Source organism: Pseudomonas sp. OTU5201, from assembly GCF_038440135.1.
In the GTDB taxonomy this organism is placed as follows: domain Bacteria; phylum Pseudomonadota; class Gammaproteobacteria; order Pseudomonadales; family Pseudomonadaceae; genus Metapseudomonas; species Metapseudomonas resinovorans.
In genome coordinates this window covers 116,223-133,901 of the sequence record NZ_JASATC010000012.1, presented here as the reverse complement: position 1 = coordinate 133,901, position 17,679 = coordinate 116,223, and the positions used below count along the sequence as shown (strand labels likewise).

At 64.3% G+C, this 17,679-nt stretch carries 12 protein-coding genes; 4 read left to right on the top strand and 8 right to left on the bottom strand.

The genetic code is table 11. The features are described from left to right. Positions 1–24 precede the first annotated feature (24 nt). From AAHM40_RS10285 to AAHM40_RS10260, 6 genes are all read right to left on the bottom strand, one after another. The gene (locus tag AAHM40_RS10285; protein ID WP_342244531.1) at positions 25–1,674 is read right to left on the bottom strand and encodes a BatD family protein; all 1,650 of its coding nucleotides are present in this window, start codon (positions 1,672–1,674) and stop codon (positions 25–27) included. Then, positions 1,674–3,395, bottom strand: coding sequence for a VWA domain-containing protein (locus AAHM40_RS10280; protein ID WP_342244530.1), 1,722 nt, complete (start codon positions 3,393–3,395; stop codon positions 1,674–1,676). Before AAHM40_RS10280 ends, AAHM40_RS10285 begins: the two co-directional genes overlap by 1 nt. Next, positions 3,392–4,411 carry a vWA domain-containing protein gene (locus AAHM40_RS10275; RefSeq protein WP_342244529.1) on the bottom strand — a complete coding sequence of 340 codons (1,020 nt, stop codon included), beginning with the start codon at positions 4,409–4,411 and terminating at the stop codon, positions 3,392–3,394. The genes AAHM40_RS10280 and AAHM40_RS10275 overlap by 4 nt, the downstream gene beginning before the upstream one ends. Further along, positions 4,404–4,895, bottom strand: a complete 492-nt coding sequence (locus AAHM40_RS10270) for a DUF4381 domain-containing protein (RefSeq protein ID WP_342244528.1) — start codon at positions 4,893–4,895, stop codon at positions 4,404–4,406. The genes AAHM40_RS10275 and AAHM40_RS10270 overlap by 8 nt, the downstream gene beginning before the upstream one ends. Further along, entirely contained in the window at positions 4,892–5,770 is an 879-nt protein-coding gene (locus tag AAHM40_RS10265; protein ID WP_342244537.1) for a DUF58 domain-containing protein, read from the bottom strand. Before AAHM40_RS10265 ends, AAHM40_RS10270 begins: the two co-directional genes overlap by 4 nt. A gap of 122 nt (positions 5,771–5,892) precedes the next feature. After that, a complete protein-coding gene (locus tag AAHM40_RS10260) occupies positions 5,893–6,852 on the bottom strand; it encodes an AAA family ATPase (RefSeq protein ID WP_028631367.1) in 960 nt (319 codons plus the stop codon). 400 nt (positions 6,853–7,252) lie between these two features. On the opposite strand from AAHM40_RS10260, the gene AAHM40_RS10255 reads away from it, so the two are divergent. Beyond that, positions 7,253–12,115: an NAD-glutamate dehydrogenase gene (locus AAHM40_RS10255; RefSeq protein ID WP_342244527.1), complete on the top strand. Its 4,863-nt coding sequence runs from the start codon at positions 7,253–7,255 to the stop codon at positions 12,113–12,115. A 162-nt stretch (positions 12,116–12,277) separates the two neighbouring features. Here the strand turns inward: AAHM40_RS10255 and AAHM40_RS10250 are convergent, their stop codons facing one another. Continuing rightward, positions 12,278–13,150 carry a DUF6685 family protein gene (locus AAHM40_RS10250; protein WP_342244526.1) on the bottom strand — a complete coding sequence of 291 codons (873 nt, stop codon included), beginning with the start codon at positions 13,148–13,150 and terminating at the stop codon, positions 12,278–12,280. 147 nt (positions 13,151–13,297) lie between these two features. Between AAHM40_RS10250 and AAHM40_RS10245 the strand changes: the two genes are divergently transcribed. Both AAHM40_RS10245 and AAHM40_RS10240 read left to right on the top strand, forming a co-directional pair. Beyond that, on the top strand, positions 13,298–13,519 hold the full coding sequence (locus AAHM40_RS10245) for a DUF2835 domain-containing protein (RefSeq protein WP_280282942.1): 222 nt from the start codon (positions 13,298–13,300) through the stop codon (positions 13,517–13,519). A gap of 58 nt (positions 13,520–13,577) precedes the next feature. Beyond that, positions 13,578–14,603: a quinone-dependent dihydroorotate dehydrogenase gene (locus AAHM40_RS10240; protein WP_342244525.1), complete on the top strand. Its 1,026-nt coding sequence runs from the start codon at positions 13,578–13,580 to the stop codon at positions 14,601–14,603. Between the two features lie 93 nt (positions 14,604–14,696). On the opposite strand, the gene rmf is transcribed toward AAHM40_RS10240, so the two are convergent. Beyond that, complete coding sequence (rmf, locus tag AAHM40_RS10235) at positions 14,697–14,912, bottom strand: ribosome modulation factor (RefSeq protein WP_151132935.1); 216 nt, start codon at positions 14,910–14,912, stop codon at positions 14,697–14,699. 432 nt (positions 14,913–15,344) lie between these two features. On the opposite strand from rmf, the gene rlmKL reads away from it, so the two are divergent. Further along, positions 15,345–17,522 (top strand): bifunctional 23S rRNA (guanine(2069)-N(7))-methyltransferase RlmK/23S rRNA (guanine(2445)-N(2))-methyltransferase RlmL, encoded by a 2,178-nt coding sequence (gene rlmKL / locus AAHM40_RS10230; protein ID WP_342244524.1) that lies wholly within the window; start codon positions 15,345–15,347, stop codon positions 17,520–17,522. Positions 17,523–17,679 lie beyond the last annotated feature (157 nt).

Here is a 17,679-nt window from a genome sequence, read left to right as displayed (position 1 = left end):
AAGAGAACGTGCCCTAGTTGAACCTCAGCGTGGATACAACGGAGGCAACTGGCTCGGTTCGCCCGTGGCTTGCTGTTCCACCTGGGGGGCGGGGAGGGCGCGGATGGCCTTCCACAGGTCTTCGCCTTGCCAGTGCTGGCCGGCTTCGCTGTAGAGGGCGCCATTGAGTCCGTCCATGGCGTCGGACAGCGGAACGAAGCGGGCGGCCATGTCGGCGAGCGTCTCAGGGTGCTGTCGAGCCCAGTTGTCCAGGGCCTGGCGGGTAGCGTGGGGATCGTTGGATTGGCAGGCGCGGCGCAGCTCATCCAGCAGGGTACGTGGACTCGGGCCGGCCTGGACCGTGGGCAGGATCGCCGGTTGGCGGCGTGCCCTCCACCACAGGCCAAAGCCCAGCAAAGTGGTACAGGCGAGCAGGGCGCAGGCCGTTTGCCAGGGCCAGAGACGCGCGCGGTCGATTCGGCTGTCGTTCTGGGCGCCCGCAGTCGGCGCGGGAGCAGGCTCCAGCTCGGGATTGATGGCGACTTCCAGGGTGCGCGCAGCAATCTCGCTGCGCTCCACACGGTTGTCCCGGGTGTTCCACCAAGTCACGACGACTGCTGGCAGCTCCAGGCGACCACTGGCGGTGGGCACCAGGGCCTCGCGCTCCTCACGGCTGCCGATGAGTCCGCGGTCGTCGATCTTGTTGCTTCTCTGCGGCTGGTCCGGATAGCGGCGCAGGCCTTCGGCCTGGGTCGCCGGCAGCGGTGGGATCTGGGCGCTGGAAAGACCTTCCACGTTCAACAGCAGGCTGCGGGTCAGTGAGTCGCCAGCCTGTACGCCTTTGGGGTCGGGGCTCCAGGATTCGGCCAGGGTCAGGTTGCGTGCCGGCAGCCAAGGGGCATCGGCCGGGTACTCGGAGGGCTTCGGCATTACGGTGAGCGGGATACGCGGTGAGTTCACTCGAGTCAGCTTGCCGGGGCGCGGACCAAAGGGCTGGTAGCCGGTCTCGCTGCCCGAGTCGACCAAGGTGGCGCTGAACACCTGCGGGGGGATGTTCAGCACGCCGCTTTTCTGTGGGAACACGGCGTAGCGCACCTCGATCACACCATGGCGCACGCCATTGATCTCTTTCTCGTAGGTGCGCGGGTCACCCAGTTGCTCGATGCGGGCGTCGTCCATCTGCAGCGGGCTGAGGCTGCTGTCGTCGTAGAGGGAAACCGAGTGGTAGATGCGCAGGGTGAGGATGGCTTGGGCCTGCACGTAGACTTTTTCCTGGTCGAGGCTGGCGTCGATGAATACCGGGGCCAGGTTGCTGCCGGTGGATTTCTCGCTCTTCTCGGCCTTTTGCACGTGCAGGGTGATGGGAGCGCTATGGACGTCACCGAGCTTAAGTGCCGGAATGGTGACAAAGCCGGTTTGTTTCGGCTGCAGGGTAATGATCCAGCGGGTGGCGTGGTCGTTCTTGCCGTTGAAGGTGCCGAGCTGGTTGATCTGCCGGGTACCGAGCACCTCGAAGTCCGCGTTCAGCGGTGCCAGGTCTGGCTTACCGAACAGGGTCGGATCCGAGGATTCGAGCGTCAGCTCTACGGTCTCGCCCTCACTGAGCCGCGTACGGTCGACATTGGCGGTGAAGCCGGCGGCCAGGGCGGTCAGGGCCAGCAAGCTGAGGAGGAGGGTGCATAGCAGGCGCGTCATCACTGTTCTTCCTGGCGCTGTTGCTGTTCGTACCAGAACTTGCGGCGTAGCAGCTCGGCGGGGTCGTCCGGTATCTGTCGCAACCATTGTTCAAGTGCCTGGCGACGCTCGTCGCCCAGCGGTTCGGTGCTGGCGGTCTGGTCCTCTGCGGCCTCCTGGGAGGTGGCCTCTTCGGCCGTGCCTCCGGTGCTTGACCGCGTTTGGTTGCTTGGCTGGGCTTCGCCATTGCCTTGCTGCGGGGAGCGCTCGCCGGCGTTCTGTTCGCTGTTCTGTTGTTGCGCCGTACGTTGATCGCCCGTCTGCACGCCCTGCTGCTGTTGTTCGCTTTGCTGGCTCTGTTTGCCGGAGCTGGCTTCTGATTCGCGTTGGCGCAGCAGTTCTTCGATCCGTGTCTTGTTCTTCTGCGCTGCGGCCAGGTCAGGTTGGCGTTGCAGGGCGGAGTCGTAGGCGTCAATCGCGGCTTCCAGTTCGCCAGCCTGGGCCAGCGCGTTGCCGCGGTTGTAGTGGTCCGTTGCGCTGTCGCCCTGGGCGAAGCGGGCTGCAGCCTCGGTGTAGTCACCGGCCTGGTACAGCGCCATACCCTGCCAGCGCGGATCGGTGAAACGCTGCGCCGCATCGCTGGGCTGCCCGGCTTGCAGCAGGCGTTGGCCTTGTTGGTCCGGGCGCAGCCAGAGATCCTCGAACTCCATGGCCAGACTGGGGCGCGGCAGCACCAGCAATAGCGGCAGGCAGAACAGCCAGCCACGACGCCCGGCGCAGGCGGTGATCAGCAACAAAGGCAGCAGCAGCCAGTGGCCCTGGTCAGCCCAGGTGGCCAGGCGGGCGATCTCGCCGCTCTCACGCAGGCTCGAAGGACCGTCCAGCAGTCCCAGGCTGCGCAGGTCGCCTACATCCAGTCGGACGCTGGCATATCGGCCACCCAGACTCGCAGCGAAACGGCGGAGCTGGGTGCTGTCGAGCTTGGGCAGGAGGATGGCGCCCTGGTCATCCTTGAGAAAGCCGCCGTCCTCCTGGGCAATAGGCGCGCCTGCCGCCGTGCCGATACCGAGGATGGACAGGCGCTCGGCATGTGAGCTGAGCGTCTTGCGGATGCCTGTCTGCTCCTGGTCGTCAAGGCCGCTGGTGAGTAGCAGCAGACGTCCCTGGCCCTGGGCACCCTGTTCCAGGAGCTTCAGGGCCTTGGCGACTGCCAGGTCGGCGCGGTGTCCTTGTTGCGGCATGATCGAGGGCTTCAGCGAGTCGATCAGATTGAGGCTGGTCATCAGGTCGTCGGACAGTGGCACCAGGCTGTGGGCGCTGCCGGCGTAGACGACGATTGCCGTTTGCGCATCGCGTCGGGCCTCCAGCAGGTCGCGCAATTTGCGCTTGGCCTGCTCCAGGCGACTCGGAGCAATGTCCGTGGCGAGCATCGCCGGCGTCAGCTCCAGCATCACGACCAGTGGGTCGGCGCGTTTCTGCGTGCTCTGTTCCATCTGCTGCCAGCTCGGGCCGAGCAGGGCCAGCAGGCAGAGCAGCCAGGCCAGGCCAAGGGCCAGCCACGGTAGTCGGTTGTTGCGCTGGCTGCCGCCGCTGAGCAACCAGGGCTGGAAGGCGCGCGGCAGCAGTTGCTCCCATCGGCCGCTGCGGCGCTCGCGGTGCCAGAGCTGCCAGAGCAGCCAGCCCAGCAGGGGGAGCAGAAGCAGCCAGGTTGGGCGCAGCCAGTGGGGCCAGAGCTCGATCATGTGCGCCTCCGCCGCCACTGCGGGCGTTGCTGCAGTGCGTGGGGCCAGAGGACACGGCAGACCAGGACGATGCTCAGCAGCAGGGCGCCGGCCAGGGGCCAACTGTAGAGGGCGTAAGCCAGGCGGGTCTGACTTGCGCGCTGGCTCACCGGCTCCAGGCGGTCGAGGTTCTCCTCGATTTCCTCCAGTTCCTTGCTGCTGTGTGCCCTGAAGTACTGGCCGCCGGTCTGCTCGGCGATGGCGGTCAGGGTAGGTTCGTCCAGGTCCATGCTGGGGTTGAGGCCGAGGATGCCAAGCACGTCGCTCTGTTGCGGGTCGGCGCCGATACCGATGGTGTAGATCTTCACCTGCTCCTGGGCGGCGAGGCGAGCAGCGGTCAGGGGATCGATCTCGCCACCGGTGTTCGCGCCATCGGTGATCAGCACCAGCACGCGGCTGTTGGCCGGACGCTGGCGAAGGCGTTTCACCGCCAGGCCGATGGCGTCGCCGATGGCCGTGTTCTTGCCGGCAATGCCGATCAGGGCCTCCTCCAGCCAGGTGCGCACGGTGTTGCGGTCAAAGGTAAGCGGGGCCTGCAGGTAGGCCTGGCTGCCGAATAGGATGAGGCCGATACGGTCGCCGCGGCGGCCGTCGATGAATTCGCCCATCAGATGCTTTACCAGGGTCAGGCGGCTGACGTCTTCCTCTTCCCAGCGCATGTCGGCGTAGTCCATTGAGCCGGACACATCCACCGCCAGCAGCAGGTCGCGGCCGCTGGTGGGCATGGGTTGTGGCTCGCCGACCCATTCCGGGCGCGCGGCGGCGCAGAGCAGCAAGAGCCAGAGCAAGGCGAAGGGCGCCTGCTGGCGCCAGGCGGGCAGGTTGGCGCGGGCGCGTCGGCCCGCCAGGCCCTCGAGGTCGGCAAGGAAGCTCACCTTCAGCGCTGCGTCACCGCTGTCTGCTGGCGGCAACAGCAAACGCAAGACCCAAGGCAGCGGGGCGAAGAGAAAGATCCATGGCCAGGTGAACTCAAACATGCTTGCGGATCCAGGTCTCGACGGACTGGTAGAGGCCGGCGATGGCCTTGTCGTCCAGTTTGCACTGCGGGCGGTAGGCGCCTTCTACCAGGATCATCCAGCGTGTCAGGCCCGCGGCCGGGCAGCGGTTGTCGAGATAGGCGAGCCAGGCTCGGCCGCTCAGGGTATGGCTGTGGTCTCCGGCGTAGTGCATGCGGCATAGCCGTTTGAGCAGGCCGTTGAGCTCCTGCAGCCAGGGACCGGCCGGCGCACCGTCGTAGGGCTTGGGCAGGCGCGCCAGCTCTTCCAGGGCGGTCTGGCGCATCGGGTCCAGTGGTTGTTCGCCTTCGACTGCATCCTCCTGCGCACGTCGACGCCACCTGCGCCAAAGCGCCCAGGCCAGCAACCCGAGTAGCGGCGGCAGGCACCACCAGCCGGGCGCGGGCGGCCACCAGGAAATGGCAGCCGGTGCGATCAGGGGCTCCAGCCCCTCCAGCGGAGTCATCGGCTGCCGCCCTTGCGCTGCAGGTGGTCACGCAACTGCTCGATCATGCCTTCCTGGGTCGTCATTGGCAGCAACAGGACGCCGAGTCGCTGGGCCAGGCGTTCCCAGCGCGCAACCCGCGCCTCGCCCTGTTCGCGATAGGCCTGGCGCAGGTCACTGGCGTGGGTATCCAGCTCCAGTTGCGCGCCCTGTTCGGCGAAGCGCAACAAGCCGGCGGCGGGCAGCGCGTGGTCCAGGGGATCGGAAACCGGCATGAGGATCAGGTCGGTGTGACGCGCGAGCAGGGCGATCTGTTGCTCGGCGGTATCGGACAGGGTTCGCTCGTCGCAGAGGATTACCACCAGGCTGCCAGGGCGAAGTACTTCTCGGGCACGACGCAGGGCCAGACTGAAACCCTCGCGTTGGGCGCTGCCGGGGCTGCCGAGGGCCTGGTTGGCGCGGGCCAGGCGGCTCAGCAGTTGCAGAAGGCTCTGCTTGCTGCGCCGTGGTTTGATTTCGTGATGTTCCTGATCACTGAACACCAGTCCACCGACCCTGTCGTTGTGGGCCAGGGCAGCCCAGCCAATGAGGCTCGCGGCTTGTGCGGCAAGCACCGACTTGAACACCTGCCCGGTGCCGAAGAACAGGCGCTGGCTCTGCTCGACCATGATGAACACCGGCCGCTCGCGCTCTTCGTGGAACAGCTTGGTGTGGGGTTCCTGGGTGCGTGCGGTGACGCGCCAGTCGATGGTGCGCACGTCGTCGCCCGCCTGGTAGATACGCACCTGATCGAAGTCCACGCCGCGTCCACGCAACTTGGAATGGTGCAGTCCAATCAGCGGGCTGCGGCGGGCGGGGCTGGAGAACAGCTGCACTTCCCGGACCCGGTGGCGCATGTCGATCAGCTCGGCGAGTCCGACATGCACGCCTTCCGCGCTGGCCGCAGGCGGAGCGAAACCAGGCGTCGCCGGACGGCGTTTCCGGATGCGGAACTTCCAGGCTGCAGCTTTTAAGCGCATCAGGCTACCGCTACCACATCCAGAATGCGCTGGATCACCCGGTCCTGGTCGATGCCGGCGGCTTCTGCCTCGAAGGAAAGGATCAGGCGATGACGCAGCACATCGAAGAGCACCGCCTGGATGTCTTCCGGGCTGACGAAGTCGCGGCCGGCCATCCAGGCGTGGGCACGGGCGCAGCGGTCGAGGGCGATGGAACCACGTGGACTGGCGCCCCAGGCGAGCCATTCGGCCATCTCGCTGTCGAACTTGGCCGGGGTGCGGGTGGCCATGACCAGGTGCACCAGATACTCCTCTACCGCGTCGGCCATGTAGAGGCCGAGGATTTCCTTTCGTGCGGCGAAGATCGCCTGCTGGCTCACCTGGTGCTCGGCACGGGTTTCGCCGTGCAGGGCCTCGCCACGTGCCTGCTGGAGAATCTTGCGTTCCACCGACGCATCCGGGAAACCGATGCGAACGTGCATCAGGAAACGGTCGAGCTGGGCTTCAGGCAGGGGATAGGTGCCCTCCTGCTCAATGGGGTTCTGGGTTGCCATCACCAGGAACAACGGCGGCAGGGCGTAGGTGGAGCGGCCGATGGATACCTGGCGCTCGGCCATGGCTTCCAGCAGTGCCGATTGCACCTTGGCCGGTGCGCGGTTGATTTCGTCGGCCAGGACCAGGTTGTGAAAGATCGGCCCCTGCTGGAAGACGAAGCTGCCGTTTTCGGGGCGGTAGATCTCGGTGCCGGTGATGTCCGCTGGCAGCAGGTCGGGGGTGAACTGGATGCGATGGAACTCCGCTTCCACGCCGTCCGCCAGGTCCTTGATGGCCTTGGTCTTGGCCAGGCCGGGCGCGCCTTCGACCAGCAGGTGGCCGTCTGCGAGCAGGGCAACCAACAGGCGATCGATGAGTTTTTCCTGGCCGAGGATCTGGGTGGAAAGGTAGTTCCGAAGGGCGACTAGCGCATCACGGTGTTCCATTGATGGACTCGTTGAGCTGGAGAGAAGAGAGCTGTAAGCCCTCCGGGGATAATGCATAACTTTAATCCAGACCAGGGGAGACGGCCTAGAAGAGCCTGAACTCGAGCGTTGGTTCCGTGACCGGGGTGGGGTTTACAGGGTCCTTACACAGCGGCTTCGTGCGGGGGCCCGGGAAAGCGCGTCGTGGGACTCTGCATGAACGAATATGTCGCAGCACCGTAAGCGCGTGGCATTGCTCCCTCGTTAAGCTTTCGCGGCAATGGTGACCGCCGGGTCGCAGTTGTCACCCGGCGCTTGCCCGGAGCAGGGCCGCACTGCCCGGATCGACCTGTGGCCCTTTCTCCGCTTATTAAGCGATCTACGCTTAACCCCAACAAAACGAGCCTAGCGGAGCACAACCATGGCGTTCTTCACGGCGGCCAGCAAAGCCGACTTCCAGCATCAACTGCAAGCGGCCCTGGCGCAGCACGTCAGCGAACAGGCATTGCCACAAGTTTCCCTGTTCTCTGAACAATTCTTCGGCATCATCGCGCTCGACGAGCTGACCCAGCGCCGCATGTCCGACCTCGCCGGCTGCACCCTGTCGTCCTGGCGCCTGTTGGAGCGCTTCGACCCCGCCAGGCCTGAGGTCCGGGTGTTCAATCCCGATTACGAAAAGCACGGCTGGCAGTCCACCCACACCTGCGTGGAAGTGCTGCACCCCGACATCCCCTTCCTGGTGGATTCGGTGCGCATGGAGCTGAACCGTCGCGGTTACAGCATCCATACCTTGCAGAACAACGTGCTCAGCGTGCGCCGCAATGCCAAGGGCGAGCTGCAGGAAGTCCTGGCCAAGGGGACCCAGGGCAAGGATGTGCGCCAGGAAGCGCTGATGTACCTGGAGATCGACCGCTGCGCCAATAACGGCGCCATGAAGACCCTGGAAAAGGCCCTGCTGGAAGTGCTGGGTGAGGTCCGAGTGGCCGTTGCCGACTTCAAACCGATGAAGGCCAAGGCCCAGGAACTGCTGGCCTGGCTGGACAAGGCCAAGCTGAAGGTCGATGGCGAAGAGCTGAAGGAAGTGAAGGTGTTCATGGAGTGGATCCTGGACGACCATTTCACCTTCCTCGGCTATGAAGAATTCACCGTGGCCGACGACAAGAACGGCGGCCATCTGGTCTATGACGAGAAATCCCTGCTGGGGGTTTCCAAGCTGCGTCGTGCCGGTCTGAAGAAAGACGACTTGCATATCGAGGCCGAGGCGCTGGAGTACCTGCGTGAGCCCAACCTGCTGTCGTTCGCCAAGGCGGCCGAGCCGAGTCGCGTGCACCGCCCGGCCTATCCGGACTTCGTCTCCATCCGCGAGCTGGATGCCAAGGGCAAGGTGATCAAGGAGTGCCGCTTCATGGGCCTCTACACCTCGTCCGTCTATGCCGAAAGCGTCGAGCACATCCCTTACATCCGTCGCAAGGTGGCGGAGATTCAGCGCCGTTCGGGCTTCGATGCCAAGGCCCACCTGGGCAAGGAACTGGCGCAGGTGCTGGAAGTCCTGCCGCGCGATGACCTGTTCCAGACTCCGGTGGACGATCTCCTCTCCACTGCCATGTCCATCGTGCAGATGCAGGAGCGCAACAAGATTCGTCTGTTCCTGCGCCGCGACCCGTATGGCCGCTTCGCCTACGCGCTGGCCTATGTGCCGCGCGACGTGTACTCCACCGAAACCCGCCTGAAGATCCAGCAGATCCTGATGGATCGCCTCCAGGCCAGCGACTGCGAGTTCTGGACCTTCTTCTCCGAATCCGTGCTGGCACGCGTGCAGTTCATCCTGCGCCTTGATCCGAAGAACAAGGTGAGCGTCGACCCCACGTTGCTGGAAAAGGAAGTCATCCAGGCCTGCCGCTCCTGGAAGGACGACTACGCCAGCCTGGTCAACGAAAGCTTCGGCGAAGCGCAGGGCACCCGCGTGCTGGCCGACTTCCCGAAAGGCTTCCCGGCCGGTTACCGCGAGCGTTTCGCCCCGCACTCGGCGGTGGTGGACATGCAGCACTTGTACAGCCTGTCCGACGAGCGCCCGTTGGTGATGAGCTTTTATCAGCCACTCGCCCAGGGTGAGCAGCAGCTGCATTGCAAGCTGTACCACGCCGACACGCCGCTGGCCCTGTCCGATGTGCTGCCGATCCTGGAGAACCTCGGCCTGCGTGTGCTGGGTGAATTCCCCTACCGCCTGGTCCGTCAGGATGGTCGACAGTACTGGATCCACGACTTCGCCTTCACCAGTGCGCTGGGTGATGACGTCGATATCCAGCAGCTCAACGACACCCTGCAGGACGCCTTCGTGCATATCGTCGGCGGCCATGCCGAGAACGACGCCTTCAACCGCCTGGTGCTGACCGCCGCGATGCCTTGGCGCGACGTCGCCCTGCTGCGTGCCTATGCGCGTTACCTGAAGCAGATCCGACTGGGCTTCGACCTGTCGTATATCGCCAGCACCCTGCTGAACCACGTCAACATCGCCAAGGAGCTGGTGCGCCTGTTCAAAACCCGCTTCTACCTGGCGCGCAAGCTGGCGGCGGACGACCTGGACGACAAGCAGCAGAAACTGGAACACGCCATCCTGAGTGAGCTTGACAATGTCGCTGTGCTCAACGAAGACCGCATCCTGCGTCGCTACCTGGACCTGATCAAGGCGACCCTGCGCACCAACTTCTACCAGCCCGATGCGGCCGGCCAGAACAAGTCCTACTTCAGCTTCAAACTGAGTCCGCGCCTGATCCCCGACATCCCGCGCCCGGTGCCCAAGTTCGAAATCTTCGTCTACTGCCCACGCGTCGAGGGCGTGCACCTGCGCTTCGGCGATGTGGCCCGTGGCGGTCTGCGCTGGTCCGACCGCGAGGAAGACTTCCGCACCGAAGTGCTCGGCCTGGTGAAGGCGCAGCAGGTGAAGAACGCGGTGATCGTGCCCATGGGTGCCAAGGGTGGCTTTATCCCCCGTCGTCTGCCCGTAGGTGGCACCCGTGATGACATCCAGGCTGAAGCCATTGCCTGCTACCGCATCTTCATCTCGGGCCTGCTGGACGTCACCGACAACCTCAAGGAAGGCAAGGTGGTGCCGCCGTCCAATGTGGTGCGCCACGATGCCGACGACCCCTACCTGGTGGTGGCGGCCGACAAGGGCACCGCGACCTTCTCCGACATCGCCAACGGCATTGCCCAGGAATACGGCTTCTGGCTGGGCGACGCTTTCGCCTCCGGTGGCTCGGCCGGCTATGACCACAAGGGCATGGGCATTACCGCCAAGGGTGGCTGGGTGTCGGTGCAGCGTCACTTCCGCGAGCGTGGCATCGATGTGCAGAAGGATCACATCACCGTGATCGGCATCGGCGACATGGCCGGCGACGTGTTCGGCAACGGCATGCTGCTGTCGGATAAGTTGCAAGTGGTAGCCGCTTTCAACCACATGCATATCTTCATCGACCCGAATCCGGATGCGGCGTCCAGCTTCATCGAGCGCAAGCGCCTGTTCGATCTGCCGCGTTCCTCCTGGGCCGATTACGACACCAAACTGATCTCCGAGGGCGGCGGCATCTTCTTACGCGCCGCCAAGAGCATCGCCATCAGCCCGCAGATGCAGCAGCGCTTCGAGATCGAGGCCGACAAGCTGACCCCCACCGAGCTGCTCAATGCCCTGCTGAAGGCGCCGGTGGACCTGCTCTGGAACGGCGGCATCGGCACCTACGTCAAGGCCAGCAGCGAAAGCCACGCCGACGTGGGTGACAAGGCCAACGACGCCCTGCGCGTCGACGGCCGCGAACTGCGGGCCAAGGTAGTGGGCGAGGGTGGCAACCTCGGCATGACCCAGCTGGGCCGCGTCGAGTACGGCCTCAACGGTGGCGCCAGCAACACCGACTTCATCGACAACGCCGGCGGCGTGGACTGCTCGGACCACGAGGTCAACATCAAGATCCTGCTCAACGAGATCGTTGCAGCCGGTGACATGACCGGCAAGCAGCGCAACAAGCTGCTGGCCGAGATGACCGACGACGTGGGCAACCTGGTGCTGGGCAACAACTACAAGCAGACCCAGGCGCTGTCCTTGGCGCAGCGTCGCGCCCGCGAGAAGATCGGCGAGTACAAGCGCCTAGTCGCCGCCCTGGAAGCGGCCGGCAAGCTGGACCGCGGTCTGGAGTTCCTGCCCTCCGACGAGGAGCTGAACGAACGTATCGCCAACGGCCAGGGCCTGACTCGTCCGGAACTGTCGGTGCTGATCTCCTACAGCAAGATCGACCTCAAGGAGTCCCTGCTCAAATCCCTGGTGCCGGACGATGACTACCTGGCCCAGGAGATGGAGACTGCCTTCCCGGCGCGCCTGGCTGAAACCTTCGGCGAGTCCATGCGTCGCCACCGTCTGAAGCGCGAGATCATCAGCACCCAGATCGCCAACGACCTGGTCAACCACATGGGCATCACCTTCGTGCAACGCCTGAAGGAGTCCACCGGCATGAGTGCGGCCAACGTGGCCGGCGCCTATGTGGTGGTGCGCGATGTGTTCCGCCTGCCGCACTGGTGGCAGCAGATCGAGGCACTGGACTACAAGGTCCCGGCCGAGCTGCAGCTGACCCTGATGGACGAGCTGATGCGCCTGGGTCGCCGTGCTACCCGCTGGTTCCTGCGCAGCCGTCGCGAAGACCAGAATGCCGCGCGCGACGTCAATCACTTCTCTCCGCGCGTGGAGGCCCTGGCCGGCCGCCTGGATGAGCTGCTGGAAGGCCCGTCCCGCGAGCTCTGGCTGGCGCGCTTCCAGTCCTATGTGCAGGCCGGCGCTCCGGAAGACCTGGCCCGCGTCGTGGCGGGCACCAGCCACCTCTACACCCTGCTGCCGATCATCGAAGCGTCGGACGTCACCGGCAAGGACGCTGCGGAAGTGGCCGCCGCCTACTTCGCCGTGGGTGGCGCGCTGGATCTGTCGTGGTACCTGCAGCAGATCACCAGTCTGCCCGTGGAGAACAACTGGCAAGCGCTGGCGCGGGAAGCATTCCGCGACGATCTGGACTGGCAACAGCGGGCAATCACCATCTCCGTTCTGCAGATGAACGACGGTCCAGCGGATATCGAGGAACGTGTGGCGCTGTGGCTGGATCAGCATCGTGCTCTGGTGGAGCGTTGGAAGGCCATGCTGGTCGAACTGCGCGCAGCCACTGCAACCGACTACGCCATGTACACGGTGGCCAACCGCGAGCTCATGGACCTGGCCCAGAGCGGCCAGCACGGCGTATGCATTCCCTGATGCCCGTGACGTCGTAGATTATTAGTGCTCTCAGCCCCGCTTCGGCGGGGTTTTTTTTCGCGCCGGATAGTGGGGTGTCGCTGAGCGGGTGCGACCCAATGCGCGGGTGCTCTTAGCGAAAGAACAGGTTCATCGAAGATCAAAACCGCCCGAAGGCAGCGATCAGCACAGCCTCTGCAGATAGGTCACCACATCTGCTGCGCCGGCCAGGCGCAGGCCTTCACCCAGGGCCGTGGCTTCGGCGTGCTTCTTTGGCAGCAGAATGAGCTCCGGCGCTCCGGAGTTGCGCAGTATCGTCAGGCGCGAGTAGGGGATGCCTCTGTCCAGCAGCAGGGCCATGAAAGCCGGATCGCTCCAGGCCTGCACCGGCATGGCCAGCACATGGTAGCGGTCGTCCAGTAGCTTCAGGCCGCCGGGGTCGAGACGGTAGTCGGTGATTGCGGCGGGGAGGGTGGCTTCTAGTTCACGCAGGCGTGCATACGCGATGGATGCCGCGAAGGCTTCGGAGTGCTGGTCGCCGCTCCAGAACACACGATTGCCGTGCCAGTTGGCTCGGAACAGGCTGATGGGTGCGCCGGCGAGAAAGTGTGGCAGCGGCAGGCTGATGGCCTTGATGAAGTCCTTGTAACTGATGATTCGGACCTTGCGACTGTGCAGGCCAGCCAGGTAGTCCTCGAAGCTCGGGGAGGGCGCCGGTTCGTTGTCGTTGCCGCACAGGCCGTCGACTTGGCGCAGGTCAAAACTGGAGAGGTGCTGTTCACTGCGCTTCACCACGCCCACCAGTACGGCGTGGGCTTCGGCCTTGTCGTCCTGGACGGGGCCGGACAGGGCGCCGCGTGGCAGTTCCACCAGCCGCTGCAAGGGCGGGCCAGCTTGCCACCAGATGGATTGCTGGGGGCGGGGCAGTTGCTGGAAGGGCAGTCGCAGCTGGCTGGCGCGTTCGAATACCCGACGCGGTGTCTTGCCAATGCCGAAACGCTGGGCGATTGCAGCCAGGCGGGCGCTCAATGGTGGTGGTGGCTGCATCTGACTCATGGCCTGAATACTCCCGGGTCACGGGTGGCAGTGTGGCAGAGGGTTGCCGGCCGTGCGAACCGGGCGTCGGACATTTCCGCTTGGCGGGGAAGGAGAGCGAACGGACGGTGTGGCAGAATCCTGCTCTTCATTGTCGAGGATGCCTCCATGCCCAGCGTGGTGCTGGATATTTCCCTGACTGCGGACGAATTCCTCGCAGTCTATCAAGGACGAGCGAACCGTGTGATGTTGCGCAGTCGCGACGGCCGCAAGGTCAGCCTGCCGGCCCATCATCTGCGCCCGCACCTGGGACATTCCGGCGTGCGCGGTACCTTCCAGCTGGATTTTTCCGCCGACGGCAAGCTCCTTAGTCTGCGTCGCCTCGCCTGATTGGGCGCGGCGCGGCTATAATCGCCGCCCCATACCGCCTATCGATGCCCGACCGACCATGTACAAACTGGCCCGCGAGCTGCTCTTCTCCCTGTCCCCGGAAACCTCCCACGAACTGTCCATCGACCTGATCGGCGCCGGCGGCCGTCTCGGCCTCAACCGCCTGCTGACCAAGGCACCGGCAAGCCTGCCGGTAAAGGTGATGGGGCTGGAGTTCCCCAACCCGGTGGGGCTGGCTGCCGGCCTGGACAAGAACGGTGACGCCATCGACGGTTTCGCCCAATTGGGCTTCGGCTTTGTTGAGATCGGTACCGTGACGCCGCGTCCTCAACCGGGCAACCCCAAGCCTCGGCTGTTCCGCTTGCCCCAGGCCGAAGCCATCATCAATCGCATGGGCTTCAACAACCTGGGCGTCGACCATTTGCTGGCGCGCGTGCGCGCGGCCAGGTACGACGGGGTGCTGGGCATCAATATCGGCAAGAATTTCGACACGCCGGTCGAGCGTGCGGTGGATGACTACCTGGCCTGCCTGGACAAGGTCTACGCCCATGCCTGCTACGTGACGGTAAACGTCAGCTCGCCGAACACGCCCGGACTGCGCAGCCTGCAGTTCGGTGATTCGCTCAAACAGCTGCTGGAAGCCCTGCGCAGCCGCCAGGAAAGCCTGGCCGCCCAGCATGGCAAGCATGTGCCGCTGGCCATCAAGATCGCCCCGGACATGTCCGACGAAGAAACGGCCATGGTGGCCAAGGCTCTGTTGGAGTCCGGCATGGATGCGGTCATTGCCACCAATACCACCCTGGGCCGAGAGGGCGTTGACGGGCTGCCTCACTGCAATGAGGCGGGTGGTCTCTCCGGCGCTCCGGTCCGCGACAAGAGCACCCACACTGTGAAGGTGCTGGCGGGTGAACTGGGCGGTCGCCTGCCGATCATCGCGGTGGGTGGTATCACGGAAGGCCGCCATGCTGCGGAGAAGATCGCCGCTGGCGCCAGCCTGGTTCAGGTCTACTCGGGCTTCATCTACAAGGGGCCGGCGCTGATTCGCGAAGCGGTGGACGCCATCGCGGGCTTGCCGAGGAACTGAGGAGAAATAAAAAGGGCTCCCGCTAAGGGAGCCCCTGGGCTTGCGCCCGCCGCCCGGATGGGGCGTGCTTGGTGAAGTCGGTGTGATCCTGTGTCAGCCGACGGCGTGGAGTTCGTTCAATCGGTGAATACCGGCGGCGCCGGTGTAGCCATCCCAGTTGTCGCCACGGCCCTCGCGCCAACCGTTGATCCAGGCTTGCCGTGTGGTGGGATGGGTGAAAGGACAAAGATCGCGGGATTTGCCATTGATGCCGTGCTGATAGCCGCGCAAGAATGCTCGTTCCATCGGATCACGCTTAAGTCTTCTCATAGGGTGTAGCCCTCATTTGTTGACTGTTATGTCCATTGGCCCCAAGTCGGGACCTGGCAGAAAATGCTCTGCCTTCGAGGACCCGTTGCCGGCGTGACGGGCCTTCATCCATCGCCATTGCGGCGACGGGTTAAGCTGATTTCTAACCAATGCCCCCAGGCATGTGAATGATCGTTTTGTCATAAGGACGTAACTTGAAGGTGGCAACGGCCATAAGCAGATGGAAACGTTTTTTGCCACTTTTCGGTCTAAGCCCCGTGGCTTGGGGGCTGACCAGAGTCATGATGTCGTAGTGCTATTCCGTTTTGCGCACGAATCAGACTGTTTTTGATTCCGACGAAGGGCCGTTCCGCGACCTTACGTCACACATTTTCTTACCGCACAGCTTCTGCCCTGTGCCGCTGATCGCCTCTTAGGCCCCAGGATTCTCCAATGTCGGATCGCTACGAACTATTTCTTACCTGCCCGAAGAGCCTGGAGGGCCTGTTGGCCGACGAGGCCACGCAACTCGGCCTGCAGGACGTACGCGAGCAGGTTGCCGCCGTGCGCGGCCAGGGTGACCTGGAAACCGCCTTCCGCCTCTGCCTCTGGTCCCGCCTGGCCAACCGGGTATTGCTGGTGCTCAAGCGCTTCCCGGTGCAGAACGCCGAGGATCTCTACCAAGGCGTGCTGGCGGTGGATTGGCACGACCACCTGATGTCCAATGGCAGCCTTGCGGTCGAGTTCAGTGGCCATGGTTCGGGCATCGACAATACCCACTTCGGCGCGCTCAAAGTCAAAGACGCTGTCGTCGACAAGCTGCGTACCGCCGACGGCACGCGCCCGTCGATCGACAAGGTCAACCCGGATCTGCGCATCCATCTGCGTCTGGAAAAGGGTGAGGCCATCCTCTCCCTCGATCTCGCCGGCCACAGCCTGCACCAGCGCGGTTACCGTCTTCAGCAAGGTGCAGCACCACTGAAAGAGAACCTGGCCGCAGCCATCCTTATCCGTGCCGGTTGGCCGAGGATCGCCGCCGAAGGCGGTGCCCTGGCTGACCCCATGTGCGGCGTCGGTACCTTCCTGGTGGAAGCAGCGATGATGGCCGCCGACATGGCACCCAACCTCAAGCGCGAGCGTTGGGGCTTCTCCAATTGGCTGGGCCATGTGCCAGCGTTGTGGAAGAAGCTCCACGAAGAGGCCCGTGTGCGCGCTGAGGCGGGCCTGGCCAAGCCGCCGCTGTGGATTCGCGGCTATGAGGCCGATCCGCGCCTGATTCAGCCCGGCCGCAACAACATCGACCGTGCCGGTCTTGGCGACTGGGTGAAGATCTATCAGGGCGAGTTGGCCACCTTCGAACCGCGTCCGGATCAGAACCAGAAGGGTCTGGTCATCAGCAACCCGCCCTATGGCGAGCGCCTGGGCGATGAAGCCAGTCTGCTCTACCTCTATCAGAACCTCGGCGAGCGCCTGCGTCAGTCCTGCCTGGGCTGGGAGGCGGCAGTGTTCACGGGGGCGCCGGAACTGGGCAAGCGCATGGGCATTCGCAGCCACAAGCAGTACGCGTTCTGGAACGGTGCCCTGGCGTGCAAGTTGCTCTTGCTGAAGGTCCTGCCGGAACAGTTCGTCACGGGCGAGCGGCGTGCAGCCGGGGAGGGCGATCTCGCCGCTCCGCGTAGCGAGCCTGCGCGCTTGAGCGAAGGTGGCCAGATGTTCGCCAATCGCCTGCAGAAGAACTTCAAGCAGTTGGGCAAGTGGGCGCGCAAGGAGGGCATTCAGTGCTATCGCCTGTATGACGCCGACATGCCTGAATACGCGCTTGCCGTCGATCTCTACGGCGACTGGGTGCATGTGCAGGAATACGCACCGCCTCGATCCATCGATCCTGAGAAGGCCCAGGCGCGCCTGCTGGATGCCCTGGCCGCGATTCCCCAGGCGCTGGATGTGGACCCGGCCCGTGTGGTGGTCAAGCGCCGCGAACGTCAGAGCGGCACCCGCCAGTACGAGCGCCAAGGCAGCGAAGGACGCTTCATGGAAGTCAGCGAAGGCGGGGTCAGGTTGCTGGTTAACCTCACCGACTATCTGGATACTGGCCTGTTTCTCGACCATCGGCCGATCCGTCTGCGCATCCAGCGTGAGGCTGCCGGCAAGCGTTTCCTCAACCTGTTCTGCTACACCGCCACCGCCAGTGTGCATGCGGCCAAGGGTGGTGCGCGCAGTACCACCAGCGTCGACCTGTCGAAGACGTACCTGGATTGGGCGCGGCGCAACCTGTCTCTGAACGGTTTCTCCGACAAGCACAAGCTCCAGCAAGGCGATGTGATGGCCTGGCTGGCGGAAGACCGTGGCGAATACGACCTGATCTTCATCGATCCACCGACCTTCTCCAACTCCAAGCGCATGGAGGGTGTGTTCGATGTGCAGCGTGACCATGTCCAGTTGCTGGATCTGGCCATGGCGCGCCTGGCGCCGGGTGGGGCGCTGTATTTCTCCAACAACTTCCGCAAGTTCCAGTTGGATGAAAGCCTGGAATCCCGCTATTCAGTCACTGAAATCAGTGCCGAAACCCTGGACCCGGACTTCGCGCGCAACTCGAAGATCCATCGCGCCTGGCGCATGACTACTCGCTGAGGCGTCCTCGCGCCTCAGCGCTTTCCTTTCTCGACACTGGCGTCGGCGGCTCCGGCCGTCCGGCGTTTGCCTTGGCCGGTCGGCTGCCCATGCGCGCTTCTAGGCAAAGTGCCACCATCTGGCTATGTTGATGCTCACAGGGACGGTATTTCCACAC